The sequence below is a fragment of the Bradyrhizobium sp. HKCCYLS3077 genome, assembly GCF_051167555.1.
Lineage (GTDB): Bacteria > Pseudomonadota > Alphaproteobacteria > Rhizobiales > Xanthobacteraceae > Bradyrhizobium.
Genome location: NZ_JBNPTH010000002.1, coordinates 873606 through 893821, shown reverse-complemented (window position 1 = coordinate 893821; position 20216 = coordinate 873606). Strand labels below are relative to the sequence as shown.

Below are 20216 nucleotides of genomic sequence, written 5' to 3'. Positions count from 1 at the left end.
TGCGGAATAGCCGGGCAAGGGGGTCGCGGGGCTGACGCGCGATGTCAGCCCGTTGTCAGGATGGAATGAGCCGACTCGGGCGCCGGCGCGCGCGGCGCCGACATGCGGGACGCCGACACCACGGCCGGCGCGATCGTGATGCGCGCGCCGCCGAGCTCGGAGCGGCCGATCTGCAGCCGCCAGCCATAGGCCTCCAGCACGTCCTGCACGATCGCAAGGCCGAGGCCGCTGCCCGGGCCCTGCTCGTCCAGCCGGCCGCCGCGTTCCAGCACGCGGCCGATCTGCGCGTCCGGGATGCCCGGCCCGTCATCCTCGACCGCCACGATCAGCGGACTCGCGCTGGCGACGATGCGCACCGTGCTGACAGCGTGACGCGCGGCGTTCTCCAGCAGATTGCCGAGCACCTCCGCCAGATCGGTGCGATCCATCGCCACGCGCAAGGACTCGGGCACCTCGCCGTCGAAACTGACATGCGCGGCCGCCGGCGTGCGCGCCAGCGTACCGAGCAGCGCATCCACCAGCGGCCGCAATTCGGTCGCCGCCGCCGGCTCGCCGCGCGCCTTGCCGCGCAGCCGCGCCAGCGCCAGCTCGCGATCGACCTGGCGGCTCATCGCTTCCGCGACATCCTCGACATTGCGCGCGAGCTCCGACTGGCCGAGCTCCTTCAGCCGCGCGGCATCCGCCGCGAGGGCCGCCAGCGGCGTCTTGAAGCCGTGCGCGAGATCGGCCGCGCGGCTGCGCGAGCGCATGATCTCGCGGCTCTGCGCATCGAGCAGCGCATTGACCTCCTCGACCAGGGGCGCCACCTCGCTGGGCACCGCGACCGGAAGATAACGACGGCGGCCGCTGCGGATTTCAGCAACGCCCTCGCGCAACACCATCAGCGGCCGCAGGCCGAGGCTGACCTGGACGGAGGTGCCGACCGCGAGGATCAGAGCGAGCACGGCGAGCGCGATCGACAGGTCCTTTGCGAAGGCGCGCACGGCGCTGGTGGCGCCGTCGAGATCATAGGCAACCGCTGCCCGGACGCGGGTCTGCTTGTCCGGATTCATCAGGATGCCGCGCTCCGCGACCAGGACGCGCGCGCCGACGGGGCCGATCAGTTCGTGCTGATGCACGTCGCTCGGCCCGGGCTCGTCGATCGGCAGCGGCATGATCGTGTCCCACAGTGAGCGCGAGCGCAGCAACTGGCCGTGATCGTCGGAAATCTGCCAGTACAGGCCGGACAAGGGCACCGTGAAGCGCGGGTCGGCCGGCGGCCGCGCCACCATGATGCGCCCGTCCGCGTCAACTTCGAGACCGTTGAGCAATTGGCGCAGGTGAATGTCGAGATCGGATGCGAGCGTGCGGGCGACGTGGCGCTTGAACAGCACGACCATGCCGAAGCCGGCGACGCCGAGCGCGACCAGCAATGCGATGGTGCCCGCCGCGACCAGACGCAGCCGCAGCGAGCCCAGCCTCATGCCGCCGTCTCCGCGATCATGTAGCCGAAGCCGCGGCGGGTCTCGATGATGTCGGTGCCGAGCTTCTTGCGCACGCGCCGGATCAGCACTTCCAGCGCGTTGGAATCGTGGTCGTGGCCGAGGCCGTAGACATTCTCCTCGAGCTCGTGCTGCGGCACGACGCGGCCGCTGTGCCGCAGCAGATAGGCGATCAGACGATATTCGAGCTGCGACAGCGCCACCGGCACGCCGGAGAGGCTGACCTTCATCTGCCGCTCGTCGAGCGCAAGATCGCCGCAGGACAGCACAGGGGCTGCATGGCCGGCGGAGCGGCGCACGATCGCGCGCAGCCGCGCCAGCAGCTCCTCGTTGCGGAACGGCTTCGGCAGATAGTCGTCGGCGCCCGCATCGATGCCGTCGACCCGCTCTGCCCAGCTCGCCCGCGCGGTCAGGATCAGGACCGGCATGTGGCGGCCCGCGCCGCGCCAGCGCTTCAAAACCGACAGGCCGTCCATGCCCGGCAGACCGAGATCGAGCACGACGGCGCCATAGTCCTCGGTGTCGCCGAGAAACCAGGCCTGCTCGCCATCCCCCGTGGTCTCCACCACATAGCCGGCCGCCTGCAGCGTCCGCGACAGGTCGGACGACAGCCGCGGATCATCCTCGACCAGCAGCACACGCATCTACTTTTCCTCGACCCGCTCGATCTCCCCGCTGCGTGCGTCGACATAGACCTCGCGCACGCGCCCGTCGCGGCCGATCACCCGAAATTCGTAGCGCCAGCGGCCGCGCTGGCGCTCGATGTCGATCCCCGTCACGTCACCCGCGATCCGGCCGCGCACCCGCGGCAGGATCTGCGACAGCGGCAGGACGTCCCCCGCTTCCACCGCGTGCCGCACCGCATCGCGGCGCTCGCGATCATCCTCTCGCGCATCGGTTGCCGCCGACGCCGCGGTCGAGATCAGCATCGCCAGTGTCGTGATGCGCATGAACCGTCCAATTTGAGGCAAATGCATGATGGTCCCGGAGCAGGCCGCGATGCCTGGCATTCGCAAATGCTAGGGAGGTCGCATGGCTTTTAGTGTGAAGTTCCGGTGTCGGAATTACGCCCCAGACCGGTGCGAGGGTGGAGACTCGCAACGGGGCCACCCTGCCCGAGGCGAGCTGACAATTCGCTGACACGCCGCGACAGGTTGCCGTCAGCGCGGCTGCGACACGCTCCCCTGCAGCCCGGCGAATGCCGGCCCGGTGAAGTGCGGAGAGTGAGCATGCGTATCACGTTGGCGTCGGCAATCGTGCTGGCGGCGTTCGGTGGCCTGGTTGCGGTGGCGCAGGCCCGTCAGGAGACGGCGCCGGAGCTGGTGCCGGTGGTGCGCGCCGATGGCAGCGCGTTGGCGCAGCTTGCCGGGCGCGAGGCCGGGCACGACGACCGCACGCTGAGCTACGAGCCCGCCCGCCGGGAGCGCGAAGGCGACGACGACGATCAGGACGAGCCGCGCCGCTGACGGCCTCAAGCCGTCAGCCCGGCTTCGTACCAGTCCCGGCTCGCCTTGACGATGCGCACGACCGACAGCATCACCGGGACTTCGACGAGAACGCCCACGACGGTCGCCAGCGCCGCGCCCGAGTCGAGCCCGAACAGGCTGATCGCCGCGGCCACCGCGAGCTCGAAGAAGTTACTCGCGCCGATCAGCGCAGCGGGTGCGGCCACGCACCAGGCGACGCCGAGCCGGCGGCTCAGCCAATAGGCGATGCCGGCGTTCAGATAAACCTGGATCAGGATCGGCACGGCAAGGATCGCGATCACCCCCGGCTGTTTCAGGATCTGTTCGCCCTGGAAGCCGAACAGCAGCACCAGCGTGGCCAGCAGCGCCAGCAGCGAGACCGGCTGCAGCAGCCCCAGGGTGCGCTCGAACGCGCCGTCCTTGCTGCGCAGCAACGCGCGCCGCCACAGCTGCGAGACGATCACCGGCACCACGATGTAGAGCAGCACCGACAAGAGCAGCGTCGTCCACGGCACCGAGATCGAGGCGACGCCGAGCAGGAGGCCGACGAGCGGCGCGAACAGGAACACCATGATGACGTCGTTGAGCGCGACCTGGCTCAGCGTGTAATGCGGCTCGCCCTCGCAGAGATTGGACCACACGAACACCATCGCCGTGCACGGCGCCGCCGCGAGCAGGATCAGGCCGGCGATGTAGGACGAGACCTGTCCCGCCGGCAGCATCGGCGCGAAGACGTGGCCGATGAAGATGCTGCCGAGCAGCGCCATCGAGAACGGCTTGATCGCCCAGTTCACCAGCAACGTGACGCCGATGCCGCGCCAATGCTCTCTGACGCCGCCGAGCGCGGCGAAGTCGATCTTCAGCAGCATCGGGATGATCATCAGCCAGATCAGGACGGCGACCGGCAGATTGACGCGCGCGATCTCGGCCGCGGCCACCGCCGCGAACACGCCCGGCAGCAGATGGCCGAGCGCAATGCCGACGCCGATGCACAGCAGCACCCAGATCGAGAGATAGCGTTCGAATGTCGTCATCGGATCAGGCCACGTCGGAGCGGGACGAGGTGGCGCCCTCGCCGGCCCCGATCTCGCGCAGCCGCGTCGCGAGCGAGAGCTGGTCGATGCGATCGAGCGGCAGGTTGATGAAGGCACCGATGCGGTTCTTCAGATAGCGGAAGGCGGTCGTGAACGCCGCGAGCTTCTCCAGCTCCGAGCCTTCGACCGCCGCGGGATCCTCGATGCCCCAATGCGCGGTCATCGGCTGCCCCGGCCACAGCGGGCAGGCCTCGCCGGCGGCGTTGTCGCAGACGGTGAAGACGAAATCCATCGCCGGCGCGCCGGCGGCGGCGAACTCGCTCCAGCTCTTCGAGCGCATACCCTCGGTCGGATAATCCATGCGCGCGAGCAGTTCGAGCGCCAGCGGATGCACCGCGCCCTTCGGCGTGCTGCCGGCCGAGAACGACCGGAAGCGGCCGGCGCCGTCCTTGCGCAGGATCGATTCGGCGAGCACCGAGCGCGCGGAGTTTCCGGTGCAGAGAAACAGAACATTGTAGATGCGATCAGGCACGGCTCTTCTCCTTCCGCTTCGGCGGACAGCACGGCGTGAGGCTCTCAATCACGGGTGCGCAGATATCGGGGCGGCCGCCGCAGCAATCCTTGAGCAGGAACAGCGCGACCTGCTGAAACGCCGCGAGATCGGCGCGGTAGACGATCGAGCGGCTGTGCCGGGTCGAGCCGACGAGGCCGGCCCGCGCCAGCACCGAAAGGTGCGACGACAGCGTATTCTGCGGCACCTCGAGCAGGCGCGCGAGCTCGCCCGCCGGCAGCCCCTCGGGCTCGTGCTGCACCAGGGTGCGGAAGGCCTGCAGCCGCGTCGGTTGCGCCAGCGCGGCCAGCGCCAGAACGGCTTGTTCATTTTCCATATATCCAGAATTATCGATATATTGGATCGGCGTCAAGCCGGCAGGTCGGCGGACCCGGCAACCGGTCATAGCTTATTTCCAATATTCTAGAAATATCGTTTGACTCCCGGCGCTGCTCTGCCGCATCCTGCGATCATGAAGCTCGATGACGCCGCCGCCCGCCTGGAAGCCCTCGGCAACACCACGCGCCTGAAGATCTACCGCGCCCTGGTGCGCGCCGGACATGCCGGCATGCCCGTGGGCAAGCTGCAGGAGCGGCTGAAGATCCCGGCCTCCACCCTGTCGCATCACGTCAAGACGCTGGTCGCGGTCGGGCTGATCTCGCAGCTGCGCGAGGGCACCACCCTGGTCTGTCATGCGGAATACGACGTGATGCGCGCGCTGCTCGGCTTCCTCGTCTCGGAATGCTGCGTCGAGGAGCGCGGCTGCGGCGCCGCGAGCACGGCCGCCTGACGATTTGTCGAATAATTCGATCATTCTAGAAATATGGGAGGTCAGTCATGTCGGACTCCAAGACGGTCGCCATCATCGGCGCGGGCCCGGTCGGGCTCGCCGCGGCGGCCCATGCGCTGCAGCGCGGATTGCGGCCGGTCGTGCTGGAAGCCGGTCCCGAGGCCGCGCACGCCGTGCGGCAGTGGCAGCATGTCCAGCTGTTCTCGCCGTGGAAGTACAATGTCGATACGGCGGCGGCGCGGCTGCTCGCTGGTACGGGGTGGAATTCGCCGGATCCCGAGGTCTACCCGACCGGCCGCGAGCTGATCGAGAGCTATCTGGCGCCGCTGGCGACCCGCAGCGCGATGCGCGATGTGATCAGGACCTCGCACCGCGTCACCGCGATCAGCCGTGTCGGCTTCGACAAGGCCAAGTCGAAGGGCCGCAGTACCGCGCCGTTCGAACTGCGGTATCGCAACGGCAAAGGCTGTGCGGCGATGCAGGCCGATGCGGTGATCGACGTCTCCGGCACCTGGTTCTCGCCCAATCCCGCCGGCGGCAATGGTCTGCCCGCGCTCGGCGAGACCGAGCATGCATCGCGCATCGCCTATGGCATGCCCGACGTCCGTGGCGCACAGCGCCACCGCTATGCCGGCAAGACCACGGCCGTGCTCGGCGCCGGGCATTCCGCGATCGGCACCCTGATCGACCTCGCAGCCATGGCCGAGGAGGCGCCGGGCACGCAGGCGATCTGGCTGCTGCGGGCAGATGATCCCGCCAAATCGTTCGGCGGCGGCAGCGCCGACCAGCTCGCGGCGCGGGGTAAGCTCGGCATGGCCTTCGCCGCGCTGGTGCGCTCGGAGCGCATCCGCGTCGAGACCGGATTTCACGTCAGCCGTATCGCCGGTGACGATGGACGGCTGCAGATCATCGCGAGTGGCGATCGCAGCGTCCACGCCGACGAACTGATCGTGGCCACCGGCTTCCGCCCGGATCTCTCGCTGCTGTCGGAGCTGCGGCTGCGGCTCGATCCTGCCATCGAGGCGCCGGTCGCGCTGGCGCCGCTGATCGATCCGAACGAGCATTCCTGCGGCACGGTGCGGCCGCACGGCGCCCGCGAGCTGGCGCAGGCCGACGAGCCCGGCCTCTATCTCGCCGGCATGAAGAGCTATGGCCGCGCGCCGACCTTCCTGATGATGACGGGCTACGAGCAGGTGCGCTCGATCACCGCGGATATCGCCGGCGACAAGGCCGCGGCCGCGCGCGTCGAGCTGCAACTGCCCGAGACCGGCGTCTGCACGCGCGGCGGACTGGAGAGCATTGCAGCCCTGTCCGGCTGCTGTGGCGGACCGGCGCCGGCGGAGGTAGACAGTTGCTGCGCTGATGACGCCAAGGCCAAGGCGGCGGGCCGCAGCGGCTGCGGCTGCTCCTGACGAAAGCGCGAACGAGAGGTTGTAGAGAATGCAGGCACGACGGCTGGGCGTGGTCATCGCTCTCGGCACCGCCCAGACCTTGGCCTGGGGATCGAGCTACTATCTGCCGGCGATCCTCGCCGACCCGATCGCGCGCGATCTCGGCATCTCCGACAACTGGTTCTTCGCCGCCTTCTCGGCCTCGCTGATCATCTCCGGTCTGCTCGGCCCGCGCATCGGCCGGCAGATCGATCGCGTCGGCGGCCGGCAGGTGCTGTGCGCCTCCAACATCGTGCTGGCGATCGGGCTCGCGCTGCTCGGCCTGTCGCATTCCCTCTGGGTGATGGCGATCGCCTGGCTGTGGCTCGGCGTCGGCATGGGCCTCGGCCTCTACGATGCCGCGTTCGGCGCGCTCGGGCGCATCTACGGCAAGGACGCGCGCGGCGCGATCACTGGCATCACGCTGATCGCAGGCTTTGCCTCCACTGTGGGCTGGCCGCTCAGCACCTGGGGACTCGCCACGATCGGTTGGCGCGAGACCTGCTTCGCCTGGGCGATCGCGCATCTCGTCATCGGCCTGCCGCTCAATCTGTCGCTGCCGCGCGCCACCGCGATCGCTCCCGGCGACCTGCCCACGGGCAAGCCGAACATCCCGCTCGACCGTCCGATGGTGCTGATCGCGTTTGCGATGGCCGCGGCCTGGACCGTGACCGCGGCGATGGCCGTGCATCTGCCGCGGCTGATGGAATCGTTCGGCGCGACACCGGCGCAGGCGCTGTTCGCCGGCATGATGATCGGTCCCGCGCAGGTCGCCGCGCGGGTGTTCGAGGCCGGCTTTCTCAGCCGCTTCCATCCGCTGGCCTCGGCGCGGCTCGCCTGCGTCACCCACCCGCTCGGCGCGCTGACCATCGGCCTGTTCGGCGGCGGCGCCGCGGCGGCCTTCGCGCTGCTGCACGGCTCCGGCAACGGCATTCTCACGATCGCGCGCGGCACGCTGCCGCTCGCGATCTTCGGCCCCGCCAACTACGCCTACCGGCTCGGCCTGATCGGCGCGCCGTCGCGGATCTGCCAGGCGTTCGCGCCGCTGCTGTTCGGCCTGCTGATCGACGCGCTCGGCCGCGGCGTGCTGATCGTCTCGGCAAGCCTCAGCCTGTCGGCGCTGACAGCCCTGATGCTGCTCTCGGCCGAGCGCGCCGAAACGGCGGTGCCAGGCAGCGCGCCGGACAAGGCGGCGTGAGCCGGTCCTTCAGACTTTCTTAACCAGCTTTCGGGGCTTCCGCACCGGTCGGGCGCCGCGGCCCGGCAGGACGGCGCGCATATACGGAAAGTTGAAACTTCGACGAAACGATAACCCGTGATCATACGGGGGACGTTCACGACACGATGGCGTTGCAACGCAAACACATGCTTCGTGTCGGAGCCGTGGCCGCCTGTGTCGGGATCTTCCTGGCCGGCGCCGATCTCGCCGTGACCGCACTGATCGGCGGCCAGACGACACGGCAGCTCAGCGAACTCAGCAAGGTGGCGCTGCGCCGTTCCGAGGCCGCGATCGATTCCGCCGGCGCGATCCTCAACCGCCTGATCGCCAAGGGGCCGATGGATTGCAGCGCCCTCGCGCTGCAGGCGTTGCGCCTGAGCGTCTATCAAGGAACGATCGTCAAGGACATTCGCACCGTCGATCGGCACGGCTCGGTGCTGTGCGCGGCCTATCCCGAGACGCTCGAATTCGACAATGGCTGGGCGCGGCAGGAGGAGATGTTCAAGTCGACCGACGGCGAGCTGCGGCTGTTCCGGGTCGAGCAGTTCACGGGCGCCGCGTTCGCGGTGATGCGCGACATCGACGCCTCGACATCGCTGGCGGCGATCCTGCGCATCGACGGCAATCTGCTCGACGTGATGCCGGTCGGTCTGCGCGGCGAGAGCACCATTACGCTCACTTTGCCGGACGGCGAGCAGGTCGCCGGCTATCATCCAGGCGCAGCGGCGAGGCCGTCGGCGCAATCCGTGGCCTTCACCACCGTGTCCGACCGCTATCCGCTGCAGGCCACGATCCATGTCCGGCCGCACGGCCTGAGCGCGCGGCAGGAGACAGCCTATCTCCTGACCATGCTCGCCGCCGGCGTGCTCGGAGGCCTGTTCGGCCTGCTGCTCGCGAGCTACCTCAACCGGCCGGTCGATCCGGTCGCCGAACTCGACCGCGGGCTCGCGGCCCATGAGTTCAAGCCTTATCTGCAGCCGACCTTCCGGTTGAGGACCGGCGATATCGTCGGCTGCGAGATCCTGGCTCGCTGGGAGCGAGCCGACGGCCGGGTGATCCAGCCGATGAGCTTCATCCCGCTCGCCGAGAACACCGGCCGCATCGAGAAGCTGACCTGGCAGATCCTGAAGGCCGCGCTGCGCGAACTGCAGCCGGAGATGAAGCAGGACAAGCTGTTCAAGATGTCGGTCAACATCACGCCGCGCCATCTGCTCGGCGACGGCTTCATCGAGGAGCTGCGCAAGGTTGTCGCCTCCTCCTCGGTCTCGACCCGCCAGGTCGTGATCGAGGTCACCGAGCGCGAGGAACTCGCCGACCTCACCAAGGCGACGACGGTGGTGAAGGAGCTCAGCGAGCTCGGCTTCCGCATCGCGCTCGACGACGTCGGCATCGGCCACAGCGGGCTCTCCACCATCCAGCGGCTCGGCGCGCGCATCCTGAAGATCGACAAGTTCTTCGTCGATGCGATCACGCGCGACCAGTCCGCGGTCGTGGTGGTGCAGATGCTGGTGGCGCTGGCGCGCGAGCTCGACATGTCCGTCGTCGCCGAGGGCATCGAGCATCAGGAGCAGGTCGACGCGCTGCTCGCCTGCGGCGTCGAGGAAGGCCAGGGTTATCTGGTCGCCCCGCCGCTGTCGCTCGACCGCTTCAAGCAGTTCCTCGAGATGCGGCGCATCGCGGCTCCGGCCGGCCGCGTGACCAAGCCGGAGCTGGCGGCGTAGCGCGCTCGTCCAACTACTGCCTGATCATCTGGCCGCGGATCTCGCCGCCCGGATTGGCCTGGGTGTGGATGTTGGCGTACCACTTCCCGGCCAGCAGATCGGCGGCCTGCGCCTCGGTGAGCGCCGCCGCGCCGGTGATCGGCGGCTCCGGACTCTTGAACGGCAGCACGATGCCGGCGGTCTTGCCGGGCTCGCTCGGGCCGTGGAAATGCGCGCCGATCGGCGGCCCGCTGAGGCCTGAGAAGGTGATCTTCCAGGTCAGCGTCCTGGTCGCGATGTCGAAGGTTGCCTCCGCACTGCCCGAGGCCGTACTCGCGTTCGGCGGCACCTCGTTGGCGGCCTTCAGCTCCGATTTCAGGACGATGGTGTCGGCGTGAGCGAGCGGCGCGGCCGCGAGGCCGGCCAAGAAGGCGAGCAGCGCCCAGCCAGACGTCCGATGCATGGCTTCCCCCAGATGTTTTCCGCAGTCTGGAGTGTGAGACCCCTCGAGGCAAGCCGATATTCCGCAAGCCGTACTGAACCCGCGGCAGCCGGCTTGATTGATCAGAAGCGGCCGCTGTGCCAAACAGGCGGACCCCCACGAGGAGCACGACAGAAGGCGATGGCGGAACGGATGGCTGCTTCCAAGACGGCGCGCGGCAAGGTCGGACGGCCCTCGCTCGAACGTGCCGGCGAGGTCGAGGAGCGCATCCTGGATGCCGCCAAGACGGTGTTCCTCGCCCACGGCTTCGAGGGCGCCAGCGTCGACGAAATCGCGCAGACCGCGCGGGCCGGCAAGCCGACAATCTACGCGCGCTTCCCCAGCAAGGCGGCGCTGTTCGCGGCGGTGATCGCCCGCCAGGCGGCGAACAACACGCAATATGAGAATTTGGTGCCGCAGGGGCGCAGCTTCCGCGCGCGCCTCGTCAACCTGGCGCTGACGCTGATCGAGCGCGCCTTCGTCGGCGAGACCATCGGCCTGATGCGCACGGCGATCGCCGAGAACCCGCGCTTCCCCGAACTGACGCTGGAGATCCAGGATTCGGCGCGCGAGCGCGCGACGCGCAATGTCGGCCAAGCGATCGCCGAATTGGCACGCGCCGAAGGCCTTTACGGCAAGGGCGCCTTCGCAGCCGACAGGATCGGGGAGACCGCGAAGATCTTCATCGATCTCGTCGTGTTCTCGATGCTGTTCCGCGCCCTGCTCGGCGAAGACATGCGCGCGCTGAAGAAGGAAGCGCAGGCCTATGTGGAAGGGCGTGTGGATTTTTTCCTGTCGGCGGCGACGTAAAAGTAGATAGTTTCGCCAGCTGATCGCGCGGAACGTAAACGGCCCCTCACCCAGCCGCCGTCATTCCGGGGCGTTCGCGCGCAAAATGGCGCAGCCATTTTGGAGCAGCGCGAACGAGCCCGGAATCCATAGCCACAGGCTGTGATGAGGTGCGAGATGTGCGTGGCGGAAAGCGTGGGCCACGCTGACAGACGTGGTTATGGATTCCGGGCTCGCGCTGCGCGCGCCCCGGAATGACGGGGGGAGAGAGCCGGCACATCACTCACGATGTTGGGGATGCGCTAGGCGTCGCGCTGGAGCTGGCACTCCGGCAGATGCCGCAACACCTATTTCTCCCCGCCCCTCGCCTTCAGCTCCGGAAAGATCGTCTCGTCCTGCAGGATGACGTCGGCCGTGCGCTGGTAGTGCGCGGTCAATAGCGCGACCGCGCCCTCGACATCGGCGTTCAGCACCGCCTGCACGATTGCGGCGTGCTCGTCGCCGACGGCGCGTGACGGGAACGCCTTGCGGATCGAGAGCCGGCGGTAGCGATAGAGCTGGTCGGCGAGCTGCTCGCAGAATCCGATCAGAGACTGCGAGCCGCAATTTGCGATCAGAACGCGATGATAGATCCGGTGCAGCTTTTCCCACTCCGGATTGTCCTCGAACGTCGTGGCGCTGAGCGAGCGCGGCGCGCGGCTGAGGCGATGCTGCGCCAGCACCAGTTGTTCCTCCCAGGACGGCGTTGCCGCCTTCATCGACTCCCGCAGCGCCAGCGCCTCGACCCAGCAGCGCGTCTTGGTCAGTTCGGCGAGCTCGGCGCGACTGATGTCCTTGACGTAGAAGCCGCGCTGCTCGCGCACCTCGACCAGCCCGTCGGCGGTGAGGCGGTTGAGCGCCTCGCGCAGCGGCGTCTGCCCGGTCTGATAGGTCTCGGTCAGGAAGCGCATCTGTAGCTTGCGCGACGGTGCCAGCCGCCCGGACAGCAGGTCCTCGCGCAGCCGGTCATACACATGGCTTGCCTGGGTCGACGGGCCCTGCCCGTCGGCCTCGATCACCGCGTCCAATTTCGATCTCCCTCGGAATCGCCGCTCATGTATAGAGCTTGGTCTCGAAACATAAAATTTATAAATTCTGATTGATTTCGATTTTTTATGTAATAAAAGAGCTCAGCCGCATCGCCGGCCGAAAGCAAAAAGCATCGCGCGCTCCTGGCAGGGATCGCGCCGGAGGACTCGTCCATGACCCGATTTCCGGTCACGGCTCTGCGCAGCGTCGACCTCGGCACGTCCGATCTCGGCCGGTCCGAGGCGTTCTATCGCGACGTCTGGGGGCTGGAGCGGGTCGCGACGGCCGATGGCGTCGTCTATCTGCGCGCGACCGGGAGCGACCATCACGTCGTCGCGCTGCACCGAAGCGACCGCACCGAGTTGAAGGCGGTGACGTTCCGCGTCGCCGAGGTCAGCGATTTCGAGCCCATCGCCCGCCACGCCATCCGCGAGGGCGCGACCTTGATCGCGGCCGCCGCGCCGAACCCGGCGCCCGATGGCGGCGTGATCCTGAGCCTGCGCAGCCCGGAGGGCTGCACGCTGCGCTTCGTGCATGGCGACATCACGCATGAGGCCAGGCCATCGCGGCCGGAGCTGCCGGAGCGCCTCGCCCACGTCAATCTCAACAGCACCGATGTGGACCGCACCGCCGCGTTCTATGAGAAGGCGCTCGGCTTCAGGCTGACGGATCGCTCGGCGGCGATGGCCTTCGTCCGCTGCAATTCCGACCACCATGCCGTCGTCATCGCGAGCGCCAAGGTGAACAGCCTGAACCACGTCGCCTTCCTGATGCCGACCTGGGAGGGCGTGATGCGCGGCGCCGGCCGCATGATCGATGCCGGCTATCCGATCGCCTGGGGCGTCGGCCGCCACGGGCCGGGCGACAACGTGTTCGCCTATTTCATCGATCCCGTCGGTACCGTCATCGAATACACCGCCGAGGTGCTGCAGGTCGACGACGACTATGTCGTGCACGGCCCGGAGCATTGGGTCTGGCCGCCCGGCCGCACCGATCAATGGGGCATCGCGCCGCCCAAGGCCGATCACGTCAAAGCCGCGCAGCTCGCGGTCGGCTTCGCCTGATCTCAGTCCCAGCTACGAGCCTCCCGCGTCATGTCAACAGAACATCATCAGGTCGTCATCATCGGCTTCGGTCCGACCGGCGCCGTCGCAGCCAGCCTGCTCGGCCGCGCGGGCATCTCCACGCTCGCGATCGACCGCGCCCGCGACATCTACGACAAGCCGCGGGCGATCGCGCTCGACCACGAGATCATGCGGCTGTTCGACAATCTCGGCATCGCCGACCAAGTCAGCCGCTACGTCGCGCCGTTCCCGGCCTCCGAGCACTTTGGCGCGCAAGGGCAATTGATCCGGCGCATCGACATGGTCGGCGAGCCCTACCCGCTCGGCTACACGCCGAGCATGGTGTTCACCCAGCCGCCGGTCGAGCAGGTGATGCGCGACCGCGTCGCCGCCTGTCCCTCGGTGACGGTCGAGCTCGGCACGACGCTGACCGACATCCGGCAGGATGCGAACGCGGCAACCGTCGTGCTGCAGCGAGAGGATGGCTCCACGCGCGAGGTCAGCGCCGACTACGTCATCGCCTGCGACGGTGCCTCCAGCACCGTTCGCCAGACACTCGGCATCCGCTTCGACGATCTCGACTTCGACGAGCCGTGGCTGGTGGTGGACCTGCGCGTCAACGTGACAGGCGCCGGCAAGCTGCCAAAGACGGCCGCTCAGTTCTGCAATCCGGCGCGGCCGACGACCTACATCATCGGGCCCGGCAATCACCGCCGCTTCGAGATCATGCTCCGCCCCGGCGAGGACCGCCACGCGATGGAGCAGCCGGAGCAGGTCTGGCGCCTGCTGTCGCCCTGGCTCTCTCCCGAGGATGGCGAGCTGTGGCGTGCGGCGAGCTATCGCTTCCATGCGCTGGTCGCGAGCCGCTGGCGGCAGGGCCGCGTGCTGCTCGCCGGCGACGCCGCGCATCAGCAGCCGCCCTTCATCGGCCAGGGCATGTGCCAGGGCCTGCGCGATGCAGCGAACCTCAGCTGGAAGCTGATCCGCGTGCTGCGCGGCAAGTCGCATGACACGCTGCTCGACAGCTACGAAGCCGAGCGCAGCACCCATGTGCGCGAGCTCACCACGCGCATCAAGGCGATCGGCCGCGTCATCTGCGAGCAGGATCCGGTCGCCGCGGCAGCGCGCGACGAACGCATTCTCGCCGAAGGCGGCGGCGCGCCACGCACCATCACCCGGCAGGAGATCGTGCCGCCGCTCACGACGGGGTTGCTGGCCTCGAAGCCGAACGCCGCCAACGGCACGCTGTTTCCGCAGCCCTGGATCGTCGGCGACGGCGGCCGCGCGCTGCTCGACACGGTCGCCGGCAGCGGCTGGCGCCTCGTGCTCGACGGCCGCGCGCTGAACGCTCCGACCCTGCCGTCCGACATCACGGCGATCGCCATCGGCGGCGGCGGCCTGCGGGAGGAAAGCGGCGTGGTCGAACGCTGGTTCGAGCGCCACGGCTGCCACGCCGCGCTGGTGCGGCCCGACCACTATGTCTACGGCGTCGCCCAGGACGCGCCGGAACTTGCCGCGCTGCTGAGCGAGCTGAACGACCGACTGAACTAATCACAAAAACAATCAATCACACGGGGAAGCGCCATGACGACACCAACGGGAGCCACGACCGGATCGGCAGGAGGACGCGCCATCGCCGTCCTCATCATGCTGTTCCTGTTCCAGACCTTGAATTTCTTCGACAAGCTGGTGTTCGGCCTGTCGGCCGTGCCGATGATGAAGGAGCTGGGCCTGAGCCCGAAGGATTTCGGCCTGATCGGCAGCAGCTTCTTCCTGCTGTTCTCGCTGTCGGGCATGGCGGTCGGCATGTTCGTGGTCGGGCGCTTCCCGGTGAAATGGCTGCTGCTGATCATGGCCGGCATCTGGTCGGCGACGCAGCTTCCGATCTTCTTCTCCAGCTCGATCGCCGTGCTGGTGATCTGCCGCATCATCCTCGGCGCCGGCGAAGGCCCGGGCCTGCCGACCGCGCTGCATGCCTGCTACAACTGGTTTCCAGCGGATAAGCGCAGCGTGCCGAGCGCGGTGGTGCTGCAGGGCATCAGCGTCGGTCTGTTGGCGGGCGGTCCGATCCTGACCTATGTCATCGTCAACTATGGCTGGCGCACCGGCTTCCTGTTCTGCGGCCTGCTCGGGCTCGCCTGGATGGTCGGCTGGTTCTTCGTCGGCGGCGAGGGCCCCTACTCGGCCCACGCGCCGGAGGCTGCGACTGCAAAGGACAAGGCGCTGCCCGCGCGCGTGCTGTGGGGCGATGCGACGGTGATCGGCGTCATCATCATGTCGACCGCGTCGTACTGGATCGTCGGCATGTCCGCGACCTGGCTGCCGCCATATCTGCAGCTCGGGCTCGGCTACAAGCAGGTCGATGTCGGCTGGATCATTTCGGGCATCTATCTGTTCCAGTCGCCCCTGCTGCTCGGCGGCTCCTGGCTCACGCAATATTTGCAGCGGCGCGGCTTCAGCCTGCGCGCCTGCCTCGGCCATGCCTCGGGCCTTGCGCTGCTCGCCGCCGGCTGCGCGCTGCTGCTCAGCATCGTCACGTCGGGTCCGCTGCAGCTCGCCTGCGTTGCGATTGCCTTCGCCGCCCCCAGCCTCACCACGATCTTCGGCCCGGTCGCGCTCGGCGCCATCGCGCCGGCCGTGCAGCGCGGCCGCCTGATCGTCGTGATCTATTCCGGCAACGCCGCCTCCGCACTGATCTCGAATGCGCTCACCGGCTGGATCGTCGGTGAGGCCGGCCCCAACGCGCCGCTCGGCTACGCCCATGCCATGACCTTCACCGCCGGCGTGCTCATCGTCGGCGCCATCTCCGCCTTCGCCCTGATCTTCCCGGAGCGCACCATTGCGCGCTTCGCGCGGACGGCGCAGGAACCAACCTCCCCCTCCGCCGTCGCGGCGGTCTCGACCTGACCAGAGGACATCCCATGAAATTCGCGAGCTTCACCATCAACAACACGCCGTCCTGGGGACTGGTCGAAGGCGACGAGGTCGCCGATCTCGGCGTCGTCTTGCGCGATCGCTTCCCGGACCTGAAATCGGCGATCGCCGCCGATGCGCTGAAGGAGGCGGCGGCGGCGGCCAGCGGCGCCAAGCGGCATGCGCTGTCGGCCATCACCTTCCTGCCTGTCATCCCCAACCCCGACAAGATCCTCTGCATCGGCCTGAACTACGAGACCCACCGCAAGGAGACCGGCCGCTCAGAGGTCGAGAACCCCACGGTGTTCGGCCGCTTCGCCAACAGCCAGACCGGGCATCTGGCGAACATCATCCGCCCGCGTGTCTCGACCGATCTCGATTTCGAAGGCGAGCTCGCCGTCGTCATCGGCAAGCCCGGCCGCTACATCCCGCGCGCCGAAGCCTTCAAGCACATCGCGGGCTATGCCTGCTACAATGAGGGCAGCGTGCGCGACTTCCAGCGCCACACCCATCAGTTCACGCCGGGCAAGAATTTTCCCGACACCGGCGCGTTCGGGCCGTGGCTCGTGACCGCAGACGAGATCGACGATCTCGGCCCGCTCAGGCTTCAGACGCGGCTGAACGGCGAGGTGGTGCAGGAGGCGACGATCAGCCAGATGATCTTCGATATCCCGCGCCAAATCGAATACTGCTCGTCCTTCACCCGGCTCGAGCCCGGCGACGTCATCGCCACCGGCACCCCCGGCGGCGTCGGCTCCCGCCGCACCCCGCCGCTGTGGATGAAGCCGGGCGACGTGGTGGAGGTGGAGATCGACAAGATCGGGCTGCTGCGGAACGGGATCGCGGACGAAGCGGTGTGAGCTCGCCTTGTAGGGTGGGCAAAGCCGCCGCCGAAGGCGGCGGCGTGTCCACCGTGCATCGGCGAACTCATCAGCAAACGGTGGGCACGGCGCCATTGTCGCCGGCGTTGGTGGAGAGAGCACGGCAGCGCCTTTGCCCACCCTACAATCGAACGCTCTCCTCCGTCATTCCGGGGCGCGCGTAGCGCGAGCCCGGAATCCATCACCACGACTATCAATGGCGTACCGACATTCCGACCACTGCCGCTCTCGCCCAACATAACGGCCTATGGGTATGGATTCCGGGCTCATTCGCGCTGCCTCAAAATGGCTTCGCCATTTTGCGCGCGAATGAGCCCGGAATGACGGGAAGCGGGAGCGAGAGTCAGGAGGCCATCGTCATTCCGGGGCAGCCCGCCAGGGCTGAACCCGGAATCTCGAGATTCTCAGGTGCGCAACTGCGCAACGTAGTTCGATGCTTGCGCATCGCCCCGGAATGACAGCCGAGATCCCAATTCCCCCTCAATGCGCCATTGCCGGGCCGCCGCCGAGCTTCACCTTGCGCAGGGTCAGCGCCAGCGGAATCGCCGACAGCGAGATCAGCATCAGCGCCCAGTACACATCTACATAGGCCAGCAGCGAGGACTGCGTCTGCACGGTCTGGCCGATCCAGGCCAGCGCCTGCTGCTTTGCCAGCACCATCGAGCTGCCGTGGGCGGCGAAGTAGTTGGTGACCTGGTTCAGCGTGTCCTGATAGGCCGGGTTCGACGGGATGGTGCCCTCGACGAGACGGTTTTGGTGGAACTGGCCGCGATGCGCCAGGATGTTGGCGGCGAGCGACACGCCGATCGAGCCGCCGGTGTTGCGCGCGGCGTTGATCAGCGCCGAGGCCTGGTCGGTCCTTTCAGGGGGAATGCCGTTATAGGACGCGGTCGTGATCGACAGGAAGATCAGCGGCAGGCCGATGCCGATCAGCATGCGGGATTCCGCGAAGAACCAGAAGTCGACATTGGCGTAGACCCGCGTCAGGTCATACATCGCGAACGCCACGACGGCGGCGCCGGTCATGATCATGTATTTCGGCTGCACCTTGCCGGAAAGCCGCCCGACCGCGAACATCATGGCCATGGTGACCAGGCCGCCGGGCGACAGCACGAGCCCGGCCCAGGTGGCAGTATAGCCGAAATCCTGCTGCACCATCTGCGGCAGCATCTGCGTGGTGCCGAGCAGGATGGCGCCGGTCGCGAGCATCACCAGGAAGCAGGCGCCGAACTGGCGCGAGGCCAGCATGCGCACGTCCACGGTCGGGTTCTTCTGGTTCATCTCCCAGGGGATCATGGCGATGAAGGCGGTGACGCAGACCGCGGCCGTGATCACGATGAAGCGCGAGTCGAACCAGTCGTCCTCCAGACCGCGATCGAGCATCAGCTCGAGCGCGCCAAGGAAGGTCGCGACCAGGATGAAGCCGACGACGTCGAAGCCATGCGCCTGCTTGCGCCGCTCCTCGGTGACCTCCTGCGGCTCCTTGAGGATCAGTCCGATCAGCACCATCGCGGCGACGCCGACCGGGCCGTTGATCAGGAAGCACCAGTGCCAGGAGGCATTGTCCGAGAGATAGCCGCCGAGCGTCGGACCGACCACGGGCGCGACGACAACGGCGACGCCGAACAGCGCGAACGCCTGGCCACGCTTCTCAGGCGGAAAGGAGTCGGCGAGGATCGATTGCGCCACCGGCACCATGCCGCCGCCGCCGAGCCCCTGCAGGATCCGGAAAAGCAAGAGCACCTGGAGGTTCCAGGCGAAGCCGCACAGCACCGAGCTCAGGGTGAACAGGCCGAGGCACATGATGAAGAAGGTCTTGCGGCCCAAGCGCTTGGCGAGATAGCTCGACGCGGTCAGGATGATCGCGTTGGAGACGAGATAGGTCGTCACCACCCAGGAGGATTCGTCCTGGCTGACGCCCATGCCGCCCGCGATATAGGGCAGCGCGACGTTGGCGATGGTGGTGTCGAGCACCTCCATGAAGGTCGCAAGCGCGACCAGCACCGCGATGATCCACGGACTGCCGGCGCGCGGCGCGGAGGGAGCAGCAGCCTCACTCATGGCAAACCTCTTACAGCACGGCCTTCAACCGCTCATAGAGCGAGGGCTTGGGATCGACCCGCACGGTCGGCACCACCGACATGCCCGGGCCGAGCGCGACATCGGTCGGCGGATCGTCCATGTCGATCTTCACCGGCACGCGCTGCACGATCTTGACGTAGTTGCCGGTCGCGTTCTGCGGCGGCAGCAGCGAGAACGCCGGGCCCGAGCCGGACTGCACGCTGGCGACATGGCCGCGGATCTCGCGCTCCGGATAGGCGTCGATCTCGAGGGTCACCGGCTGGCCGGGACGCATCTGGTCGAGCTGAGTCTCTTTGAAATTGGCGGTGACCCAGACCTCGTCGGGCACGAACATCGACAGCGCCGTGCCTTGGGCGGCGAACTGGCCGTCGGCGGCGCTGAGGTTGACGACACGGCCCGGCTGCGCCGCGGTCACCGTGGTGTAGGACAGATTGAGCTGCGCCTGGTCGCGCTGCGCCTGCGCCTGGGCGAGATTGGCCTCGGCGCTCTCGCGCTGCGCCTTCAGCGACTCGAGCTGCCGCTGCGCGACCTGCAGGTTGGCCTGCGCCGAGGTCAGTCCGGCCTTCGCCTGCTGAAGCTGCGAGGTATATTGCTGCTCGCTCTGCACGGTGCCGGAGCCGGTGCGGGCGAGCTGCTGATAGCGGTCGGCCTGCTGCTGGGCGAAGGTCAGCCCGGCCTGCGACTGCTCGACCTGGGCCTGGCCCGCGGTGATCTGCGCCTGCTGGACCGCGATCTGCGCGTCGATGTTGTGGATCGCCGCCTCCGCCGATCTGACCTGCGCCTCGGCCTGCGCCAGCGCCGTCTTGTAGTCGCGGTCGTCGATGCGGGCGATCACATCGCCAGCCTTGACATGCTGGTTGTCAGTGACCGGAACCGCGGTGATGTAGCCTGAGACCTTCGGCGCGATCGAGAACTGGCGGGCCGCGATGAAGGCGTCGTCGGTGCTCTCGAAATGGCCCGCCGCGTCGTAATAGACGTAGCCTCCGGTCGCGGCGGCCAGCAGCAGAACGAGTCCCAGCGCGGTCCCCACCGGATGCCGCCGCAGCACGCCTCGGCGCGGCTTGTCGCCCTGCTCGCTCTGCCCCTCCGGGGCGGGAGCAGTCTCATCCGGTTGATGCGTTTCCCGATCGGCCTCGCGGCGGAGCTCCTTGACGGCATCGCCGCGCCATTGCTTCAACGCGCGCTCGCGCGCCGGGATGGCCGGATCGGAAGGCTTGGAGGGCGGCGTGGACTCGGTGGTGGACGGTTGGACGGCCATTGCGGCGCTC

20 protein-coding genes are annotated in these 20216 nt (G+C 67.9%); 10 read left to right on the top strand and 10 right to left on the bottom strand.

Features of this window, described 5'->3' with window-relative positions; genetic code table 11:
- Positions 1 to 44: 44 nt before the first annotated feature.
- From ACQR0Z_RS10255 to ACQR0Z_RS10245, 3 genes are read right to left on the bottom strand one after another with little or no spacing between them, the layout of a single operon-like run.
- On the bottom strand, positions 45 to 1463 hold the full coding sequence (locus ACQR0Z_RS10255) for a sensor histidine kinase (protein ID WP_434918514.1): 1419 nt from the start codon (positions 1461 to 1463) through the stop codon (positions 45 to 47).
- Positions 1460 to 2125, bottom strand: a complete 666-nt coding sequence (locus tag ACQR0Z_RS10250) for a response regulator transcription factor (RefSeq protein ID WP_434918513.1) — start codon at positions 2123 to 2125, stop codon at positions 1460 to 1462. The genes ACQR0Z_RS10255 and ACQR0Z_RS10250 overlap by 4 nt, the downstream gene beginning before the upstream one ends.
- On the bottom strand, positions 2126 to 2431 hold the full coding sequence (locus ACQR0Z_RS10245; RefSeq protein WP_434918512.1) for a PepSY domain-containing protein: 306 nt from the start codon (positions 2429 to 2431) through the stop codon (positions 2126 to 2128).
- Between the two features lie 279 nt (positions 2432 to 2710).
- Here ACQR0Z_RS10245 and ACQR0Z_RS10240 point away from each other — a divergent pair, with 279 nt between their 5' ends.
- Positions 2711 to 2947 (top strand): hypothetical protein, encoded by a 237-nt coding sequence (locus ACQR0Z_RS10240; protein ID WP_434859558.1) that lies wholly within the window; start codon positions 2711 to 2713, stop codon positions 2945 to 2947.
- 5 nt (positions 2948 to 2952) lie between these two features.
- Here ACQR0Z_RS10240 and arsB read toward each other — a convergent pair whose 3' ends face one another.
- The 3 genes from arsB to ACQR0Z_RS10225 are packed head-to-tail and all read right to left on the bottom strand — an operon-like array spanning position 2953 to position 4868.
- Positions 2953 to 3981 carry an ACR3 family arsenite efflux transporter gene (gene arsB / locus ACQR0Z_RS10235; protein WP_434859557.1) on the bottom strand — a complete coding sequence of 343 codons (1029 nt, stop codon included), beginning with the start codon at positions 3979 to 3981 and terminating at the stop codon, positions 2953 to 2955.
- A gap of 4 nt (positions 3982 to 3985) precedes the next feature.
- Positions 3986 to 4513 carry an arsenate reductase ArsC gene (locus ACQR0Z_RS10230; RefSeq protein WP_434859556.1) on the bottom strand — a complete coding sequence of 176 codons (528 nt, stop codon included), beginning with the start codon at positions 4511 to 4513 and terminating at the stop codon, positions 3986 to 3988.
- Positions 4506 to 4868 carry an ArsR/SmtB family transcription factor gene (locus ACQR0Z_RS10225; RefSeq protein WP_434859555.1) on the bottom strand — a complete coding sequence of 121 codons (363 nt, stop codon included), beginning with the start codon at positions 4866 to 4868 and terminating at the stop codon, positions 4506 to 4508. Before ACQR0Z_RS10225 ends, ACQR0Z_RS10230 begins: the two co-directional genes overlap by 8 nt.
- Before the next feature lie 135 nt (positions 4869 to 5003).
- On the opposite strand from ACQR0Z_RS10225, the gene ACQR0Z_RS10220 reads away from it, so the two are divergent.
- From ACQR0Z_RS10220 to ACQR0Z_RS10205, 4 genes are all read left to right on the top strand, one after another.
- Complete coding sequence (locus ACQR0Z_RS10220; protein WP_434879114.1) at positions 5004 to 5321, top strand: ArsR/SmtB family transcription factor; 318 nt, start codon at positions 5004 to 5006, stop codon at positions 5319 to 5321.
- A 47-nt stretch (positions 5322 to 5368) separates the two neighbouring features.
- Positions 5369 to 6733, top strand: coding sequence for an NAD(P)-binding domain-containing protein (locus ACQR0Z_RS10215; RefSeq protein WP_434918511.1), 1365 nt, complete (start codon positions 5369 to 5371; stop codon positions 6731 to 6733).
- 28 nt (positions 6734 to 6761) lie between these two features.
- On the top strand, positions 6762 to 7949 hold the full coding sequence (locus ACQR0Z_RS10210) for an MFS transporter (RefSeq protein ID WP_434918510.1): 1188 nt from the start codon (positions 6762 to 6764) through the stop codon (positions 7947 to 7949).
- 167 nt (positions 7950 to 8116) lie between these two features.
- Positions 8117 to 9691, top strand: coding sequence for an EAL domain-containing protein (locus ACQR0Z_RS10205; protein ID WP_434918509.1), 1575 nt, complete (start codon positions 8117 to 8119; stop codon positions 9689 to 9691).
- Between the two features lie 13 nt (positions 9692 to 9704).
- Here the strand turns inward: ACQR0Z_RS10205 and ACQR0Z_RS10200 are convergent, their stop codons facing one another.
- Positions 9705 to 10133 carry a CHRD domain-containing protein gene (locus ACQR0Z_RS10200; RefSeq protein WP_434918508.1) on the bottom strand — a complete coding sequence of 143 codons (429 nt, stop codon included), beginning with the start codon at positions 10131 to 10133 and terminating at the stop codon, positions 9705 to 9707.
- A gap of 171 nt (positions 10134 to 10304) precedes the next feature.
- On the opposite strand from ACQR0Z_RS10200, the gene ACQR0Z_RS10195 reads away from it, so the two are divergent.
- Complete coding sequence (locus tag ACQR0Z_RS10195; RefSeq protein WP_434859549.1) at positions 10305 to 10961, top strand: TetR/AcrR family transcriptional regulator; 657 nt, start codon at positions 10305 to 10307, stop codon at positions 10959 to 10961.
- Positions 10962 to 11287: 326 nt separating this feature from the next.
- Here the strand turns inward: ACQR0Z_RS10195 and ACQR0Z_RS10190 are convergent, their stop codons facing one another.
- The gene (locus ACQR0Z_RS10190) at positions 11288 to 12007 is read right to left on the bottom strand and encodes a GntR family transcriptional regulator (RefSeq protein WP_434879110.1); all 720 of its coding nucleotides are present in this window, start codon (positions 12005 to 12007) and stop codon (positions 11288 to 11290) included.
- A gap of 174 nt (positions 12008 to 12181) precedes the next feature.
- On the opposite strand from ACQR0Z_RS10190, the gene ACQR0Z_RS10185 reads away from it, so the two are divergent.
- Genes ACQR0Z_RS10185 through ACQR0Z_RS10170 form a run of 4 tightly spaced genes read left to right on the top strand, consistent with a single transcriptional unit; the run spans position 12182 to position 16845 of the window.
- Positions 12182 to 13072 carry a VOC family protein gene (locus ACQR0Z_RS10185; protein ID WP_434918507.1) on the top strand — a complete coding sequence of 297 codons (891 nt, stop codon included), beginning with the start codon at positions 12182 to 12184 and terminating at the stop codon, positions 13070 to 13072.
- A 30-nt stretch (positions 13073 to 13102) separates the two neighbouring features.
- The gene (locus ACQR0Z_RS10180) at positions 13103 to 14623 is read left to right on the top strand and encodes a bifunctional 3-(3-hydroxy-phenyl)propionate/3-hydroxycinnamic acid hydroxylase (RefSeq protein ID WP_434918506.1); all 1521 of its coding nucleotides are present in this window, start codon (positions 13103 to 13105) and stop codon (positions 14621 to 14623) included.
- A gap of 33 nt (positions 14624 to 14656) precedes the next feature.
- Positions 14657 to 15979 (top strand): MFS transporter, encoded by a 1323-nt coding sequence (locus ACQR0Z_RS10175; RefSeq protein WP_434918505.1) that lies wholly within the window; start codon positions 14657 to 14659, stop codon positions 15977 to 15979.
- A gap of 14 nt (positions 15980 to 15993) precedes the next feature.
- A complete protein-coding gene (locus ACQR0Z_RS10170) occupies positions 15994 to 16845 on the top strand; it encodes a fumarylacetoacetate hydrolase family protein (RefSeq protein ID WP_434918504.1) in 852 nt (283 codons plus the stop codon).
- Between the two features lie 501 nt (positions 16846 to 17346).
- Here ACQR0Z_RS10170 and ACQR0Z_RS10165 read toward each other — a convergent pair.
- Positions 17347 to 18927 (bottom strand): DHA2 family efflux MFS transporter permease subunit, encoded by a 1581-nt coding sequence (locus ACQR0Z_RS10165; RefSeq protein ID WP_434918503.1) that lies wholly within the window; start codon positions 18925 to 18927, stop codon positions 17347 to 17349.
- Between the two features lie 10 nt (positions 18928 to 18937).
- Entirely contained in the window at positions 18938 to 20206 is a 1269-nt protein-coding gene (locus tag ACQR0Z_RS10160; RefSeq protein ID WP_434918502.1) for an HlyD family secretion protein, read from the bottom strand.
- Between the last annotated feature and the right edge of the window lie 10 nt (positions 20207 to 20216).